This window comes from Arthrobacter agilis (assembly GCF_030816075.1).
Taxonomy (GTDB): domain Bacteria; phylum Actinomycetota; class Actinomycetes; order Actinomycetales; family Micrococcaceae; genus Arthrobacter_D; species Arthrobacter_D agilis_E.
The window spans coordinates 2,757,382-2,771,955 of the sequence record NZ_JAUSXO010000001.1; the positions used below are offsets into that span (position 1 = coordinate 2,757,382).

General features: G+C 69.5%; 12 protein-coding genes. 5 read left to right on the plus strand and 7 right to left on the minus strand.

Annotated features, from left to right (window positions below):
• Window positions 1-55 precede the first annotated feature (55 nt).
• Window positions 56-1,195 carry an endo-1,4-beta-xylanase gene (locus QFZ50_RS12815; RefSeq protein WP_307084728.1) on the minus strand — a complete coding sequence of 380 codons (1,140 nt, stop codon included), beginning with the start codon at window positions 1,193-1,195 and terminating at the stop codon, window positions 56-58.
• Between the two features lie 178 nt (window positions 1,196-1,373).
• On the opposite strand from QFZ50_RS12815, the gene QFZ50_RS12820 reads away from it, so the two are divergent.
• From QFZ50_RS12820 to QFZ50_RS12830, 3 genes are all read left to right on the plus strand, one after another.
• Window positions 1,374-2,399 (plus strand): LacI family DNA-binding transcriptional regulator, encoded by a 1,026-nt coding sequence (locus QFZ50_RS12820; RefSeq protein ID WP_307084730.1) that lies wholly within the window; start codon window positions 1,374-1,376, stop codon window positions 2,397-2,399.
• A gap of 91 nt (window positions 2,400-2,490) precedes the next feature.
• Entirely contained in the window at window positions 2,491-3,681 is a 1,191-nt protein-coding gene (xylA, locus tag QFZ50_RS12825) for a xylose isomerase (RefSeq protein WP_307084732.1), read from the plus strand.
• Window positions 3,682-3,684: 3 nt separating this feature from the next.
• Window positions 3,685-5,163 carry a xylulokinase gene (locus QFZ50_RS12830; RefSeq protein WP_307084735.1) on the plus strand — a complete coding sequence of 493 codons (1,479 nt, stop codon included), beginning with the start codon at window positions 3,685-3,687 and terminating at the stop codon, window positions 5,161-5,163.
• 98 nt (window positions 5,164-5,261) lie between these two features.
• Here QFZ50_RS12830 and QFZ50_RS12835 read toward each other — a convergent pair whose 3' ends face one another.
• From QFZ50_RS12835 to QFZ50_RS12855, 5 genes are all read right to left on the minus strand, one after another.
• Window positions 5,262-5,879, minus strand: coding sequence for a hypothetical protein (locus QFZ50_RS12835; protein ID WP_307084736.1), 618 nt, complete (start codon window positions 5,877-5,879; stop codon window positions 5,262-5,264).
• Between the two features lie 373 nt (window positions 5,880-6,252).
• A complete protein-coding gene (locus tag QFZ50_RS12840; RefSeq protein WP_307084738.1) occupies window positions 6,253-8,595 on the minus strand; it encodes a beta-xylosidase/alpha-l-arabinosidase in 2,343 nt (780 codons plus the stop codon).
• A 2-nt stretch (window positions 8,596-8,597) separates the two neighbouring features.
• On the minus strand, window positions 8,598-9,416 hold the full coding sequence (locus QFZ50_RS12845; RefSeq protein ID WP_307084739.1) for a carbohydrate ABC transporter permease: 819 nt from the start codon (window positions 9,414-9,416) through the stop codon (window positions 8,598-8,600).
• Window positions 9,416-10,363, minus strand: coding sequence for a carbohydrate ABC transporter permease (locus QFZ50_RS12850; protein WP_307084741.1), 948 nt, complete (start codon window positions 10,361-10,363; stop codon window positions 9,416-9,418). Before QFZ50_RS12850 ends, QFZ50_RS12845 begins: the two co-directional genes overlap by 1 nt.
• 9 nt (window positions 10,364-10,372) lie before the next feature.
• Complete coding sequence (locus tag QFZ50_RS12855; protein WP_307084743.1) at window positions 10,373-11,674, minus strand: extracellular solute-binding protein; 1,302 nt, start codon at window positions 11,672-11,674, stop codon at window positions 10,373-10,375.
• 163 nt (window positions 11,675-11,837) lie between these two features.
• Here QFZ50_RS12855 and QFZ50_RS12860 point away from each other — a divergent pair, with 163 nt between their 5' ends.
• Entirely contained in the window at window positions 11,838-12,875 is a 1,038-nt protein-coding gene (locus QFZ50_RS12860; RefSeq protein WP_307084745.1) for a LacI family DNA-binding transcriptional regulator, read from the plus strand.
• Between the two features lie 97 nt (window positions 12,876-12,972).
• Window positions 12,973-14,133: an ROK family transcriptional regulator gene (locus QFZ50_RS12865; protein ID WP_307084748.1), complete on the plus strand. Its 1,161-nt coding sequence runs from the start codon at window positions 12,973-12,975 to the stop codon at window positions 14,131-14,133.
• A 170-nt stretch (window positions 14,134-14,303) separates the two neighbouring features.
• On the opposite strand, the gene QFZ50_RS12870 is transcribed toward QFZ50_RS12865, so the two are convergent.
• Window positions 14,304-14,543: a DUF3073 domain-containing protein gene (locus QFZ50_RS12870; RefSeq protein ID WP_307086808.1), complete on the minus strand. Its 240-nt coding sequence runs from the start codon at window positions 14,541-14,543 to the stop codon at window positions 14,304-14,306.
• Between the last annotated feature and the right edge of the window lie 31 nt (window positions 14,544-14,574).

Genomic DNA, 14,574 nt, shown 5'->3' on the forward strand with positions numbered 1-14,574 from the left:
CCCGCCCGGTTCGGGCGGGCCACGGCCTGCTGGGTGGTCGTGCCGGTCGTGCTGCCTAGCGGTTGCCGCGCCCCGGGGACGCCTGCTCGAGGGTGTCCTGCAGGGCGTAGTAGGCGGGCTTGCGGGTGAAGTCGTTCCACATCACGGTCGCCTCGCCCTCACCGGAGAAGAACACCGGGACCCAGGAGTACTTGTCGGTGAAGCCCCAGATGGTGAAGGAGTTGCACTCGTCCACGCTCACGCACGCCTGGAGTGCACGCTGGTAGTAGGTCGCCTGCTGGGCGAGCTGCCCGGCCGTCGGCTGCGTTCCGGCGGCCACGTCCATGCGCACGTCGATCTCGGTGATGGCCGTCTCCAGCCCGAGGTCGTCGAAGCGCTGGAGGTTCGCCTGGAGGTCTCCGGGGAATCCGTACCGCGTGCTCAGGTGGCCCTGGATGGCGAAGCCGTCCACGGGGACGCCCTGGGCCTGCAGCTGCGGGATGAGCTTGATGTAGGCATTGCTCTTCGCATTGATGCCTTCCACGCCGTAGTCGTTGAAGAAGAGCTTGGCCTTCGGGTCCGCCTCGTGGGCCCAGCGGAACGCGTCGCCGATGATCTCCGGACCGAGTTCGCGGATCCAGATGTTGTCGGTGGTGCGCAGGGTGCCGTTGTCGTTGAAGATCTCGTTGGCGACGTCCCACTGCTGGATCCTGCCCGCGTACCGGCCCACGACCGTCTGGATGTGCTCCTTGAGGATCGCCCGCAGCTCCTCCTTGGAGAAATCGCCCTCCTCGAGCCAGGCCGGGTTCTGGCTGTGCCAGAACAGGGTGTGTCCGCGGACCACCTGCTTGTTCTGCTGCGCGAACTCGACGATGGCGTCCATCTCGGCGAAGCGGTAGGTGTTGCGTTCCGGGTGCACGTACTCCCATTTGAGCTGGTTCTCCGGCGAGACGGAGCTGAACTCGGCGGCGAGGTGCTGGAGGTATTCCTTGTCGTTGGGGAACGGGGCCGGATACGGCTGGGTCTCGTGGTGGCCTCCGCCGGCGACGGCCGTCCCGATCTTGAGATCCCGTGGGGCGGCCCGGCGGAGGGTGTCCTGCTTCTCGATCCCGGGTGCCTGGGACCTGTGGTCCTGGGCCGCGAAGGCGGGGACCGCGGTGGGAAGGATCATCGCCGAGGCGAGGACCGCCGCTGCGATGGAGTGATGGACCTTCATGAGCTCTCCTTTGAGGTACCTGAGGTGCGGTTGTCCGATCCTCTGATCGGAACTTTTCCGGAACTTTCCGGAAATACCGTTGCTGTAGGTTAGGAACACCGCGCCCTTGAGGTCAAGGGCGCATGTCGGAATGGTGTCGGGGGCGCAGTGGTGATCCCGGGTGCCCGGAGGAGGACCTGTGCAGGAGAACACCCAGCCCGCGGTGACGATCTCCGCCATCGCCTCGGCGGCCGGCGTCTCCATCCCCACGGTCTCCCGCGTGCTCAACGGGCGGTCCGACGTCGCCCCGGCCACGCGTGAGCGCGTGGAGGCCCTGCTCCGCGACTACGGGTACCGGAGGCGCGGAGCGGCGCAGTCCGCGCCGTCCGGGCTCGTGGACCTCGTCTTCAACGATCTCGACAGTCCGTGGGCGGTGGAGATCATCCGCGGCGTCGAGGAGTCCCTCAACGCCGAGGGCGTGTCCGTGGTGGTCTCCGCGATCCACCGCAGGGGCGGCGCCGATTCCACCCGCAAGTGGCTCGACACCCTCGGCGCCAGGACGAGCGACGGCGCCATCCTCGTGACGACCGACCTCGACTCGTTCCTCCACGCGGAACTGCAGCGGCTCAACCTGCCCGTCGTCGTCGTGGACCCCGCCGGCGTCCCGGACCTCGAGGTCCCTACCATCGGGGCGACCAACTGGACCGGCGCCGTCACCGCGACCGAGCACCTGACCCAGCAGAACCACCGCCGCATCGGGTTCGTCGCGGGCCGCCCGGGCCTCTGGTGCAGCCGTGCGCGCCTCGACGGCTACCGGGCGGGGCTCGACGCCGCCGGGATCCCCTTCGATCCCGCGCTCGTCATCAACGGCGACTTCGACTACGCGTCGGGCTTCGCCGCCGGGACCGAGCTCCTCTCACTGCCCGGACGGCCGACCGCGATCTTCGCCGCCAGTGACCAGATGGCGCTCGGCGTGTACGAGGCGGCCCGACAGCAGGGCCTGCGCATCCCGGACGATCTCAGCGTGATCGGATTCGACGATCTCCCCGAGGCCGGGTGGGCGTCGCCGCCCCTGACGACCGTCCGCCAACCGCTCTCCGAGATGGGGAGCCTCGCCGCCCGGACGCTCGTCCGGCTCATCCGGGGCGAGACGGTGGAGAGCCCGCGCATCGAGCTCTCCACCCGGCTCGTCCAGCGGGCGAGTGTCCAGGCCATGGGTGGCTGACGGTCCGGAGAAGTCCCGCTTGACTCTGGGCGTAAACCTAATATGTTTGTAACGGCAACATATTGGTCACACACACTTCCTGGAGCACTCAATGGCGATCGAGCCCACACGCGATGACAAATTCTCCTTCGGACTCTGGACGGTGGGCTGGGAAGCCCAGGACCAGTTCGGTTCGGCGACCCGGGCACCGCTCGACGTCGTCGAGGCCGTCAACCGGCTGAGCGACCTCGGTGCCTACGGCATCACCTTCCACGACGACGACCTCTTCCCCTTCGGCTCCAGCGCCGGCGAGCGCCAGGCGCAGATCGACCGGCTCAAGGGCGCCCTCGAGTCCACCGGCCTGATCGTGCCCATGGTCACGACGAACCTGTTCAGCCACCCGGTCTTCAAGGACGGCGGCTTCACGAGCAACGACCGCGGCGTCCGCCGCTTCGCCCTCCGCAAGGTCCTCGACAACATCGACCTCGCGGCGGAACTCGGCGCCAAGACGTTCGTCATGTGGGGCGGCCGCGAAGGCAGCGAGTACGACGCCGCCAAGGACATCCGCGGCGCGCTCGAGCGCTACCGCGAAGCCGTCAACCTGCTCGGCGACTACGTCACCGACAAGGGATACGACATCCGCTTCGCGATCGAGCCCAAGCCCAACGAACCGCGCGGCGACATCCTCCTGCCCACCCTCGGGCACGCGATGGCCTTCATCGAGACCCTCGAGCGCCCGGAACTCGTGGGCATCAACCCCGAGACCGGCCACGAGCAGATGGCCGGGCTGAACTTCACGCACGGCATCGCCCAGGCCCTCTACCAGGGCAAGCTGTTCCACATCGACCTCAACGGCCAGCGCAGCATCAAGTTCGACCAGGACCTCGTCTTCGGACACGGCGACCTGCAGAACGCCTTCTCGCTCGTGGACCTGCTCGAGAACGGCGGCCCCGCCGGCGGTCCGTCCTACGACGGCCCGCGCCACTTCGACTACAAGCCGAGCCGGACCGAGGACATGAACGGCGTCTGGGACTCGGCCGCGGCGAACATGCAGACCTACCTGCTGCTGAAGGAACGCGCTGCAGCATTCCGCGCCGATCCCGAGGTCCAGGCCGCGCTGGCCGCTTCCCGCGTGTCCGAGATCAACGAGCCCACCCTCAACGAGGGCGAGGGCTACGAGGCACTGCGTGCGGACCGCGCCTCCTACGAGGAGTTCGACACCGGTGCCTACTTCAACGGCAAGGGCTTCGGCTTCGTGAAGCTCCAGCAGCTCTTCATCGAGCACCTGCTCGGGGCCCGCTGACCCATGGCCCTCGTTGCCGGCGTCGACTCGTCGACCCAGAGCTGCAAGGTCGTCGTCGTCGACACCTCCACCGGTGCCGAGGTCCGCACCGGCCGTGCCCTCCACCCGGAGGGCACGGAGGTGGACCCGGAGGCGTGGTGGCAGGCACTGCTCTCAGCGCTGTCCGGTGCTGACGGACTCGGGGACGACGTCGACGCCCTCTCGATAGCGGGTCAGCAGCACGGCATGGTGCTGCTGGGCCGCGACGGACGCGTCCTGCGGGACGCACTCCTGTGGAACGACACACGGTCTGCAGGCGCCGCCCGCGACCTCATCGGTGAGCTGGGCGTCGACGAGCTCGTCGCCCGCACCGGATCCGCGCCCGTGGCGTCCTTCACCGGCACCAAGGTGCGGTGGGTGCGGGACGCCGAGCCCGACGTCGTGCCGGCCATCGCTGCCGTGGCGCTCCCCCACGACTGGCTGACGTGGCGGCTGCGCGGCTTCGGGCCCAACGGGGAATCACCCCTGGGCCCGGTACTCGGGGAACTGGTCACCGATCGCTCGGATGCGAGCGGGACCGGGTACTGGAACCCCGCGACGGACGCCTACGACGTCGCGCTCTTCGAGCAGATGCTCGGCCGTCCTGCCCGCGAGGCGCAGCTCGGCGGCGAGCCCGACCCGGCTGTGGTGGTGCTCCCCCGCGTCCTGCGGGCGGATGCGGCTGCAGGCTCCGTGCATTCCTCGTTCCTCGCGTCGGCGGACCGCCGTATCGTCCTGGGGCCCGGTGCCGGCGACAACGCCGGCGCGGCCCTGGGCCTCGGGGCGGAGGAGGGTGACGTCGTCGTGTCCCTCGGCACCAGCGGCACGGTCTTCGCCGTCGCCGCCGACGCCGTGGCGGACACGTCCGGGACGGTGGCCGGTTTCGCCGACGCCAGCGGCCTGTTCCTCCCCCTCGTGGCGACCCTCAATGCGGCCCGCGTGCTGTCCTCGGTCGCGGGCGTGCTCGGGGTGGACCACGACGGCTTCGCCGACCTGGCACGCGAGGCCGCGCCGGGTTCCGGCGGAGTCGTCCTCGTGCCGTACTTCGAGGGTGAGCGCACGCCCAACCTCCCGACGGCGAAGGCGAGCTTCCACAACCTGAGCATCGCCTCGGCAACCCGGGCCAACATGGCCCGTGCGGCCATCGAGGGGATGCTGTGCGGACTGGCGGATGCGCTGGACGCCGTGCGTGCGGCCGGCGTGGTGCCGCGGCACCTGCTGCTCATCGGCGGCGCCGCGCAGAACGCCGCCGTCCAGGAGGTCGCGGCACAGGTGTTCGACCTGCCGGTCCGGATCCCCGCCCCGGGCGAATACGTGGCCCGGGGAGCCGCCGTGCAGGCGGCCTGGACCCTGACGGGATCGCGTCCGCAGTGGGCGGTCGAGACCGTCGAGGACCGCGCCGCGGATCATCGGCCGGTGATCCGCGAGCAGTACGGCGCTGCGGTGGGTTCCGTGACGTTCTAGGCCCTCGCCCTCGATCGGACGACAGGAGGCACCATCCCGTGCGGGGTGGTGCCTCCTGTCGTCCGTGCTCCCGTCCGCCGGCGCGGACGGCAGGCCCGCTAGAGTCCGGCCTGGTGGTCGATGCCCACCTGGTCGACCCTGCGGTGGAAGCGCATCCCCGCCTTGCCGCCGAGGACTGCACCGATGAGTGGGACGAGGATCGCGATGGCGAGACCGATCAGACCGCTCGCCGTCAGCGCACTGCCGTCGACGGGGATGGCGGGCTGACCCTGGACCTGCTCGAGGACGTTGAACTGGTTGCCTGCGACGGCGGCGAGGATCGCCAGGACGATCGCGACGATGATGCCCCACAGCCAGACGGCGATGCCCTGCTTGGCGCCGTCGAACCGGGCCATGCGGCCCGCGACGTAGCCGCCGCAGTAGTACGCGATGAACAGGATGACCGCGAGGACGATCCCGCTGACGATCCCGAGGGTCTGGGCATTCTCCTGGGCCTGGTTGGCGGCCTCGCCCGCCGTCCCGGACGTCGACGCACCTATGCCGACACCGATCGCCGCCGCGAGTGCGCTGAGGATCACGGTGAGCCCGATCGCCGTCAGCCAGCCGAAGAACGCCGAGCCGAACTTGATGCCGCCGAACCGCTCCTTCTCCGCGGCCACCACGTCGTCGCGCCGACCGCGCGGAGTGCGTGCACCCGATGTGTTCTCTGTTGCCATGATGGTGCTGCTCCTCGGTAGATGGGAACGACCCTTCGTGGTGCCACCGCGGTACCGCCACGAAAGATCAGCCTGCTTACTACCGTGAAGGCCGGGACGGAGGAGCGCAAGCACCTTAAGTTGCCCTCCGTGCAGGAAGGCGACGACGCGGTGGTCCGGCGACTGCCTCGCCCCCGCCATCCCGCGGAAGTGCGCCGCTGCGTGCCGGTGCAGCCTCGGGCCGGACACCGGGAGCAGGGCTGCCGCCCCCGGTCGTGATCGATTCGCCGTTTGCCCGGACCTCGCTGTCCGGGTATGGGTGTCCGGTCCCGGGAACACGGCAACCCGCCCCCGTGGACGGGAGCGGGTTGCAGGTCGTGCCGTGCGGGGGACCTCAGGCAGCATCCACCTGCACGTCGCAGTGCAGCCTGCGCGTGTGGTCCACGGACCGCACGCCGCCGGTCAGGGTGAGTGGCAGGGCAGCGCGGATGTCGCTGCTCGACGCTCCCAGCCGCAGTTCGAGCGCACCCGGTTCGACGATCCGCCGCCCGTCCCGTCCGGTGAAGGACGTGACGTCCGCCGGGACGGTGAAGGCCACCCGCGCCGAGGCTCCTGCGGCCAGGGGCACGCGCGCATAGGCGACGAGGCGCTGCACGGGCCGGACGACGGACGCCACGGGGTCGTGCAGGTAGAGCTGCACCACCTCGACGCCGTCGCGCTCCCCGGCATTCGTCACCGTCACGTGGACGGTGGCTTCGCCGTCGGTGGGCGCCGAGTCCGTCGTCGACCCCGCATCGGTCCAGGTGAAGTCCGTGTACCCGACGCCGTGTCCGAAGGCGAAGGCCGCGCTGGGATCGATGTTGGACACCCCGCTGGCCTGGGCCAGGGGTGCCGCGAGGTAGGTGGAGGGCTGGGCGCCCGGCGAGCCGGGGATGCTGACCGGGAGGCGTCCGCTCGGGTTGACCCGTCCGCTCAGCACACCTGCGACGGCCGCTGCGCCCTCCTCGCCCGGGAAGAATCCCTGGACGATGGCGGCGGCCTCCGCCGCGGCGGACCCGAGGGCGTACGGGCGTCCGGTCAGTAGGACGACGACGACCGGCTTGCCGGTCGCGAGCAACTCGTCGAGGAGCTGCTGCTGCACGCCGGGGAGGGCGAGGGATTCGGCGTCGCAGCCCTCGCCGCTGGTGCCGCGGCCGAAGAGGCCCGCCCGGTCACCGAGCACGGCGACGACGACGTCGGCCCCACCGGCGACGGCGAGCGCCTCGTCGAAGCCCGTCGTCGCGGTGCCGTCGATCGTGCAGCCGGCGGCGAGGGTGATGTCGCTGTCGGCGAACTCGCGCCGGAGTGCGTCCGCGACCGTCGGGATGGACAGGCCCATCGCGATCTCGGGGTGCTGCTCGCCCACGTGCGCGGGGAAGGAGTAGCAGCCCAAGAAGGCGCGGTGCGTGTCGGCGTTGGGGCCGATCAGAGCGATGCGCGGCGCGCCGGTGAGGGGGAGGATCCCGCTGTTGCCCACGAGGACGATCGACTGTTCCGCGAGCTCGGTGGCGATGGCGCGATTGCCGGCAGAGTCGAGGTCGACGACGGGCGTGCCCGCGTCGGTCGTGTGGAGGGCCGGTGGGACCGGCGACCAGTCCGGGTCCAGGAGACCGAGGTCCAGCTTCTGCCGCAGGACCCGGCGGAGCGCACGGTCCACGAGCCCCTCCTCCACCCGTCCGCCGTCGATCTCGGCGAGAAGGTGCTCACCGAACGTGTGCACGGTGGGCAGTTCGACGTCGACGCCCGCGCTCAGCGCCGCCCCCGCCGCTTCGCCGAGTGTCGAGGCGATACGGTGCAGTTCCTTCAGGAAGGCGATGCCGAAGTAGTCGGCGACCACCGTGCCGTCGAAGCCCCAGGTGTCGCGGAGCAGCCCGGTCAGGAGCGAGGCGTCCGCCGCCGTGGGGACGCCGTCGATGTCCGTGTAGGCGTGCATGACCGAGCGCACGCCGGATTCGCGGATCGCCATCTCGAACGGAGGCAGCAGCACGTCGGCCCGCTCCCGTTCACCGATCGAGACGGGGGCGAGGTTGCGCCCGGCCTTCGACGCCGAGTAGCCGACGAAGTGCTTGAGGGTGGCGACGATCCCCGCACGCTCGAGCCCCTGGACGTACGCCGTCGCGATGGTCCCGATGAGGTAGGGGTCCTCCCCGATGGTCTCCTCGACCCGGCCCCAGCGGGCGTCGCGGACGACGTCGAGCACCGGCGCGAGACCCTGGTGCACGCCCACCGAACGGAGGTCCGCCCCGATGGCCGAGGACATGGTCCGCACCAGCTCGGGGTTGAACGTGGCGCCCCAGGCGAGGGGCACGGGGTACGCCGTCGCCTTCCAGGCGGCGAAGCCGGCGAGGCATTCCTCGTGCACGAGGGCGGGGATGCCGAAGCGGTTGGCGGCGGTGATCCGCTCCTGCGTGCGCTGCAGCGACAGGGCGCCGAGTCCCGGCTCCACGGGTGCGGTGCCGAAGGGGCGGGTCAGCTGGCCGAGGCCGTTCGGCAGGAGCTCGTCGAGGTCCGGCGCGTCGTTCATCTCGTGCTGGTGCGGGGCGACCTCGCCACCCTCGGTGTTGGCGCCGACCCAGACGCCGACGAGCTGGGCGACCTTCTCGCGGAGGGTCATCGCCCCGATCAGGGAGTCGACGCGGTCCTCCGGTGCGGCGGCGGTGTTCCGCCAGGGGGCGTCGTTGAGTGTTGTTTCTGTCATGATCACTTTCCGCCAGCGCCCATGAGGCCCTGGACAAGCGCGCGGCGCGCAAACAGGTAGACGAGCAGCACGGGCACCATCGAGAGGGTCACGGCGGCGAGCAGCCCCGGGATGTTGATGCCGTACTGGGTCTGGAAGTTGAAGAGGCCGAGGGTCACCACGCGGGTGCTCTCGGACTGGGTCAGGATCAGGGGGAACAGGAAGCCGTTCCACGCCTGGAGCGCGGAGAAGACCGCGATCGTGGAGATCCCGCCCTTGGACAGCGGCAGGACCAGCCGGAAGAAGGCCCGGGCGGGGCTGGCGCCGTCCATGGCCATCGCCTCGTACAGCTCGCCCGTGATGTCGCGCATCGTGCCGCTGAGGATCAGCGTGCAGATGGGCAGGGCGAACGCCGCCGTCGGGAGGATGACGCCGATCAGGTTGTCGTAGAGTCCCACCGTGTTGATCAGGTAGAACACCGGGACGATCACGGCCTGCGCGGGGATCGCGAGCCCCAGCAGGAAGAAGCGGAACACGAACGACGCCGCACGGCTCCGGCTGCGCACGATCGCGTAGCTGAGCGGCGGGACGAGCAGCAGGACGATCGCGACGACGCCGACCGTCACTACCACCGTGTTCAGGAAGTACCGGCCGAACCCGCTGGTGATGGCATCCGCGTAGTTCTGCAGCGTGAAGCTCGAGGGGAAGGACAGCGGGCCGTTGTCCCCGAACTCCTCACGCGTCTGGAAGGTGCCCGAGAGCATCACGTACAGGGGGATCGCGACGATCAGCAGCCAGATGAAGGAGCCGATACCGGCGAGGTAATTGGGGCGGGTCTTCATCAGAGTCCTTCCAGCGAGCTGTTCATCTTGTCGTAGCCGGACACCTTGACCACCACGAGGGAGATCAGGGTGGCGACGACGACGAGCACCAGCGCGATCGCGCTGCCGACGCCGAAGTCGAAGCTCTGGAACGCCTCCTGGTACATGTAGAAGGCCGTGATGGTGGTGTCGGTGCCCGGTCCGCCGTTGGTGAGGATGAGCACCGTCTCGAAGGTCGTCAGACCACCGACGACCATCAGGATGATCGAGGTGATGGCCGTGTTCCGCAGCTGGGGCAGGGTGATGGAGAAGAACTGGCGCACCATACCCGCGCCGTCGATCGACGCCGCCTGGTACAGCACGGTCGGGATGCCCTTGGCCGCGCCCTGGTAGATCAGGGTGTGGAAGGGGGTGAACTGCCACATGCCGACGAAGATCAGGACGCCGATCGCGCCCGACTGGGTGCCGAGCAGGTTGCCGTCGCCGAAGAGCCAGGACAGCTGCCCCGGGATGCCGAAGTTCGGATCGAGCAGCGCACGCCACAGCACGGAGATGGCGGCCGAGGACAGGAGCAGCGGAACGAAGTAGATGGCGCTGAGGATGGCGCGGTTGCGCTGGTTGCCTGCCGCCCACACGCCGAGCAGGATGCTCAGTGGCGTCTGGGTGACCACCCCGAGGACGATGAAGAGCAGGCTGAGCCAGAGGCTCTTGACCATCACCGGATCGGTGACGAGCGTCTCCCAGTTCTCGAGCCCCACGAACTCCGGATCGCCGAGGCCGCTCCACGAGGTGAAGGACAGGACGGCGACCGCGGCCAGCGGCACGAGGGCGAAGAGGGCGAAGAAGATCGTGGCGGGCAGGGCCCAGGCGAAGCCCGGACGCCCCACGGAGGAGGCGCCCGAGCGGGCCGGGCGGCTCGGAGTGGAGCCGCCCGGCCCGGCCTGCCTGCGCGTTGCAAGCGTTGTCATGGGGATGTCCTAGAGACTCTGCATGGCCTTGATGAAGCCGTCTTCATCGATCTGGCCGCTGAAGAACTGGGCCACGGCGGTGTGGATGGTCACCGTTGCCTCGGGCGGGTAGGCCTGGTCCCAGGAGAGCTGGAAGTGGGGCGCGTCCTTCACGAGGTCGAACTGGTACTTCGCGTACTCCGGGTTGGAGGCCTCGTCGAGGAACTCCTCCGTGTTGGTGGTGGTGGGCAGGTTGCCGATGGCGATCTGCTCCTGCACGAACTCGTCCGAGTACATGAGCTTCAGGAACTCACCGGCCTCCTCGGGGTATCGGGTGTTCTTGGTGATCGAGTAGAAGTTGTTCGTGTTGCCGGCGAGGTTGGCGGGGTCGCCCTTCCCGCCCTCGATGGCGGGGAACTCGCTGTAGCCGAGGACGTTCTCCGCGAACTCGGGGTTGGCATCCAGGTGCGTCGCGTAGGCCCACGAACCCATGAGCTCGAAGCCTGCCCGGCCGCTGGAGAGCAGGGTGGGAGACCCGCCGTCGGTGAACTTGACGGAGTCGAAGTTGGTGCCGAAGGCACCTGCGTCGATCAGTTCGCGCAGCTTGCCGAGCGCCTCGCGGCTCTCCTCGGAGTCCCACACGTCCGTGTCGCCGTCGAGCGCCGACTGGAACAGGCCCTCACCGGCCACGCGGTCGAAGACGTACTGGAACCACATCTGGGTGGGCCACTGGTCGGCGCCGCCGAGCGCGATCGGCGTCACGCCGGCCGCCTTCAGCTTCTCGACGTCGTCCAGGAGGTCGTCCCAGGTGGCGGGAGGGGCATCGATGCCGGCCTGCTTGAGCACGTCGGAGTTGTTGAAGAGCATCACGGGCTGGGTTCCGCGCATCGGGATGCCGTAGCTCTTGTCGTCGATGACGGCCGTGTCGAAGACCGACGGCAGGAAGGCGTCCTTCAGCTGCGGGTCCTCCTCGATCAGGTCGTCGAGGGGCATCAGCAGATCGGCCTTCACGAAGTTCGCGATGCTGCCCCCACCCCAGTTGAAGAAGATGTCCGGAGCGGAATCGGTGTCGATGATGGTCTGCAGCTTGGTCTGGTAGTCCGCGCCGGGGATCGTGTCGAGCACGACCTTGACGTCGGAGGTCTGGTTGAACTTGTCCACCATGGCCTGCTCGACCTTGTTGCTGGCATCGCCGTACACGGCCAGGTGCAGCTCGTTCTCGGGCCGGCTGGACGCGTCGCCGCCTCCACCGCCGCACCCTGCGAGGGTGAGGCCGAGCATCAGGACCGCGGTGCCTGCAAGACTGCGGGACATCCAGGTTCGGTTGTTCATCGTTGAACGCCTCTCGAAAGTTTCGATAATAGTATCGAAAGTTATGTAGTGGATTGAGTGTATGTAGTGCGGCTCCGGATGCGCAACATGAGATGTGTGGCCCGTCACAAACCGCGGCCGACGCGGGCGGTGGCCCGTCAAACCCCGCATGTAAGCTGGCCGCATGTCGATTCCGGCGGAAGAACCGCGCGTCACCCTCGCTCAGCTCGCGACGGCGGCGGGCGTTTCCCTGTCCACGATCTCCAAGGTTCTCAATGGACGAGCCGACGTGTCACCGAAAACGCGAGCGAAAGTTGAGGTGCTCCTCGAGGAGCATGGCTACCGGCGCCGCAAGGTGTCCGCGGCCAGGGCGGCACTCGTGGAGCTGGTCTTCCACGAGCTGGAGAGCGCCTGGGCGCTCGAACTGATCCGGGGCGTCGAGAATGTCGCACGCGAGCACGGCATGAGCGTGGTCCTGACGGAGACGGGCACCCGGCATGCTCCCGGCACCGAGTGGATCGAGGGCGTGATGTCGCGGCGGCCCGCCGGCGTCGTCCTCGTGTTCTCCGACCTCCCGCAGGACTTCCGCAGCAAGCTGGACGCCCGCTCCATCCCCTTCGTCATCATCGATCCGGCGGGAGACCCCTCCCCCGATGTCCCGTCCGTGGGCTCGGCCAACTGGTCGGGCGGCATGATGGCGACCCGCCACCTGATCGACCTCGGACACACGAGGATCGCCGCGATCAGCGGACCCGAGGACATGATGTGCTCCCTGGCCCGGATCGACGGCTACCGCTCCGCCATGGGCATGGCCTCCCTGCCGATCGATCCGGACTTCATCCGCTACGGGAACTTCCACGTGGACGGCGGACGGGACCACGCGTTCTCCCTGCTGCGCAGCCCCCACCCCCCGACGGCGATCTTCGCGGGCAGCGATCTGCAGGCGCTGGGCGTGCTCGACGCCGCCCGCCAGATCGGGCTCCGGGTACCGGACGAGCTGTCGATCGTGGGCTACGACGACCTGCAGCTGGCACAGTGGTCCAGCCCTGCCCTGACCACCGTCCACCAGCCGCTCATCCAGATGGCGGAGGAGGCCACGCGCATGGTGCTGCGGCTGCGGGACGGTGAGCGCCCGAACAACCTCCGGCTGGACCTCGCCACGAGCCTCGTGGTCCGCCAGAGCACGGCTGCGCCGTCCGAGCGCGCCGGACAGGCGGCCTGACCGGCCGCCTCCGCCCGGCCACGGCCGGTCTGGATACGATAGGGGCCACGCCAGGTGCGCAGAAGGGCTCCTGCAGGACGAAGGAGAACCCAGGGCCGTGCGGTCATCACCCGGTGCGACGAACGGCACGGAAGGCCTTCGCACACAGAACCTGTCGCAGATCCTCACGATGGTCCACCGGCACGGACCGCTGTCGCGGTCGGAACTGACCCGCCGCAGCGGCTTCAACCGCTCGACCGTCGGCGCCCTCGTGTCCGCCCTGACGGAGAAGCAGCTCGTCCATGAGACGGACCCGGCGGTCGGTGGCCGGGTCGGCCGCCCGAGCCCCATCGTGCGGGCCAATCCGGGCGTCGCCGTCCTCGCCGTGAACCCGGACATCGACGCGCTGACCGTCGGGGTCGTCGGCCTGGGTGGCCACGTCCACCGGCGCGTGCGCCGGGAGACCCGCGGCGTGCCGTCCCTCGAGGACGCCGTCGAGCTCACCCGCGACATCGTGGCCGATCTCCGGCCTGTCCTGACCGGCCTCGACCGGGTGCTCGGTGTCGGTATCGCGCTCCCCGGACTCGTCAACGCCGGCACGGGCCGCGTGCTCGTCGCGCCGCACCTCGGCTGGCGGGACGCCGACCTGACCGGGCCGTTCGGCCGCGCCCTGGAACTCCCGGCCGTCGCGGCGAACGACGCCGCCCTCGGTTCCCTCGCGGAGAGCATCTTCGGGGCAGCACTGGGCGTGGACGACGCCGTCTATCTCAACGGCAGCGCGAGCGGTATCGGCGGCGGGATCGTGACGGGAGGAGCGCAGCTGGTGGGGAGCCGGGGGTACGGCGGCGAGCTGGGCCACACGCTCGTCAGCCCGGGCGGCTTCCCGTGCCACTGCGGCCGGTCGGGCTGCCTCGATGCCGAGGTGCGGCTCGAACGGCTGCTCGGGGCCGCGGGCCTCGAGGGAGGCGGCATCGAGGCGCTGGAGCAGGTGCTGTCGGACGAGCCCTCCGCTGCCGTGCAGGCTGAGGCGGAACGCCAACTGGAACTGCTCGCCGTCGCCCTCGTGGACTTCGTGAACATCTTCGACCCGGAGCTGATCGTGCTCGGCGGTTTCCTCGGCTCCCTCGTCGCCTTCCGGGGCGATCAACTCACCGACGTCGTGAACGCGCAATCGCTCGCCGGCCGCGTGGAGGTCCGTCGCGCCGCGCTCGGCCCCGAGCTCCTGCTCGTCGGTGCTGCGGAACTGGCGTTCCAGTCCCTGCTCGCCTCACCGTCCTGAGCATCCCGGAGGGTGCGGGAACGCGGGGTGGAAGCGCGGGGCGCGGGTACAGGCGCAGTGCGGGGCGCGGACCGGTTACCGGGTCCCGCCTGCCCGCAGGCACAGAGAACGGCGCATCGTCCCTGCAGGGTCGATGCGCCGTGGTGCACAGGAGGTCGGCGGACCGGGCGTCAGCCGGTGCGGCGTGAGCCGCTCTCCTCGCCGTCGTCGTCGACAACGTCGGCGTACTTGTCCTCGTACTCCGAGTAGTCCGGTTCAACCGGCTCGAGAGGTTCGGTACGTCGGGTGGAAGCACGACTACCCGGGCCTGTGAGCTCTCGCTGCAGTGCCGAATAGTCCGTGGCCGGGCTGAAGTACTTCATATCCCTGGCCTGCTTGGTAGCTTTTGCCTTTTGACGGCCGCGCCCCATGGCGTGACCCCCTTTGTGCGTCGATCCGGAG

Coding starts and splice junctions, on each gene's coding strand:
- QFZ50_RS12840 (WP_307084738.1), bottom strand. CDS start 8,595: ATGACAGAAACAACACTCAACGACGCCCCCTGGCGGAACACCGCCGCC.
- QFZ50_RS12845 (WP_307084739.1), bottom strand. CDS start 9,416: ATGAAGACCCGCCCCAATTACCTCGCCGGTATCGGCTCCTTCATCTGG.
- QFZ50_RS12850 (WP_307084741.1), bottom strand. CDS start 10,363: ATGACAACGCTTGCAACGCGCAGGCAGGCCGGGCCGGGCGGCTCCACT.
- QFZ50_RS12860 (WP_307084745.1), top strand. CDS start 11,838: ATGTCGATTCCGGCGGAAGAACCGCGCGTCACCCTCGCTCAGCTCGCG.
- xylA (WP_307084732.1), top strand. CDS start 2,491: ATGGCGATCGAGCCCACACGCGATGACAAATTCTCCTTCGGACTCTGG.
- QFZ50_RS12830 (WP_307084735.1), top strand. CDS start 3,685: ATGGCCCTCGTTGCCGGCGTCGACTCGTCGACCCAGAGCTGCAAGGTC.
- QFZ50_RS12855 (WP_307084743.1), bottom strand. CDS start 11,674: ATGAACAACCGAACCTGGATGTCCCGCAGTCTTGCAGGCACCGCGGTC.
- QFZ50_RS12815 (WP_307084728.1), bottom strand. CDS start 1,195: ATGAAGGTCCATCACTCCATCGCAGCGGCGGTCCTCGCCTCGGCGATG.
- QFZ50_RS12870 (WP_307086808.1), bottom strand. CDS start 14,543: ATGGGGCGCGGCCGTCAAAAGGCAAAAGCTACCAAGCAGGCCAGGGAT.
- QFZ50_RS12835 (WP_307084736.1), bottom strand. CDS start 5,879: ATGGCAACAGAGAACACATCGGGTGCACGCACTCCGCGCGGTCGGCGC.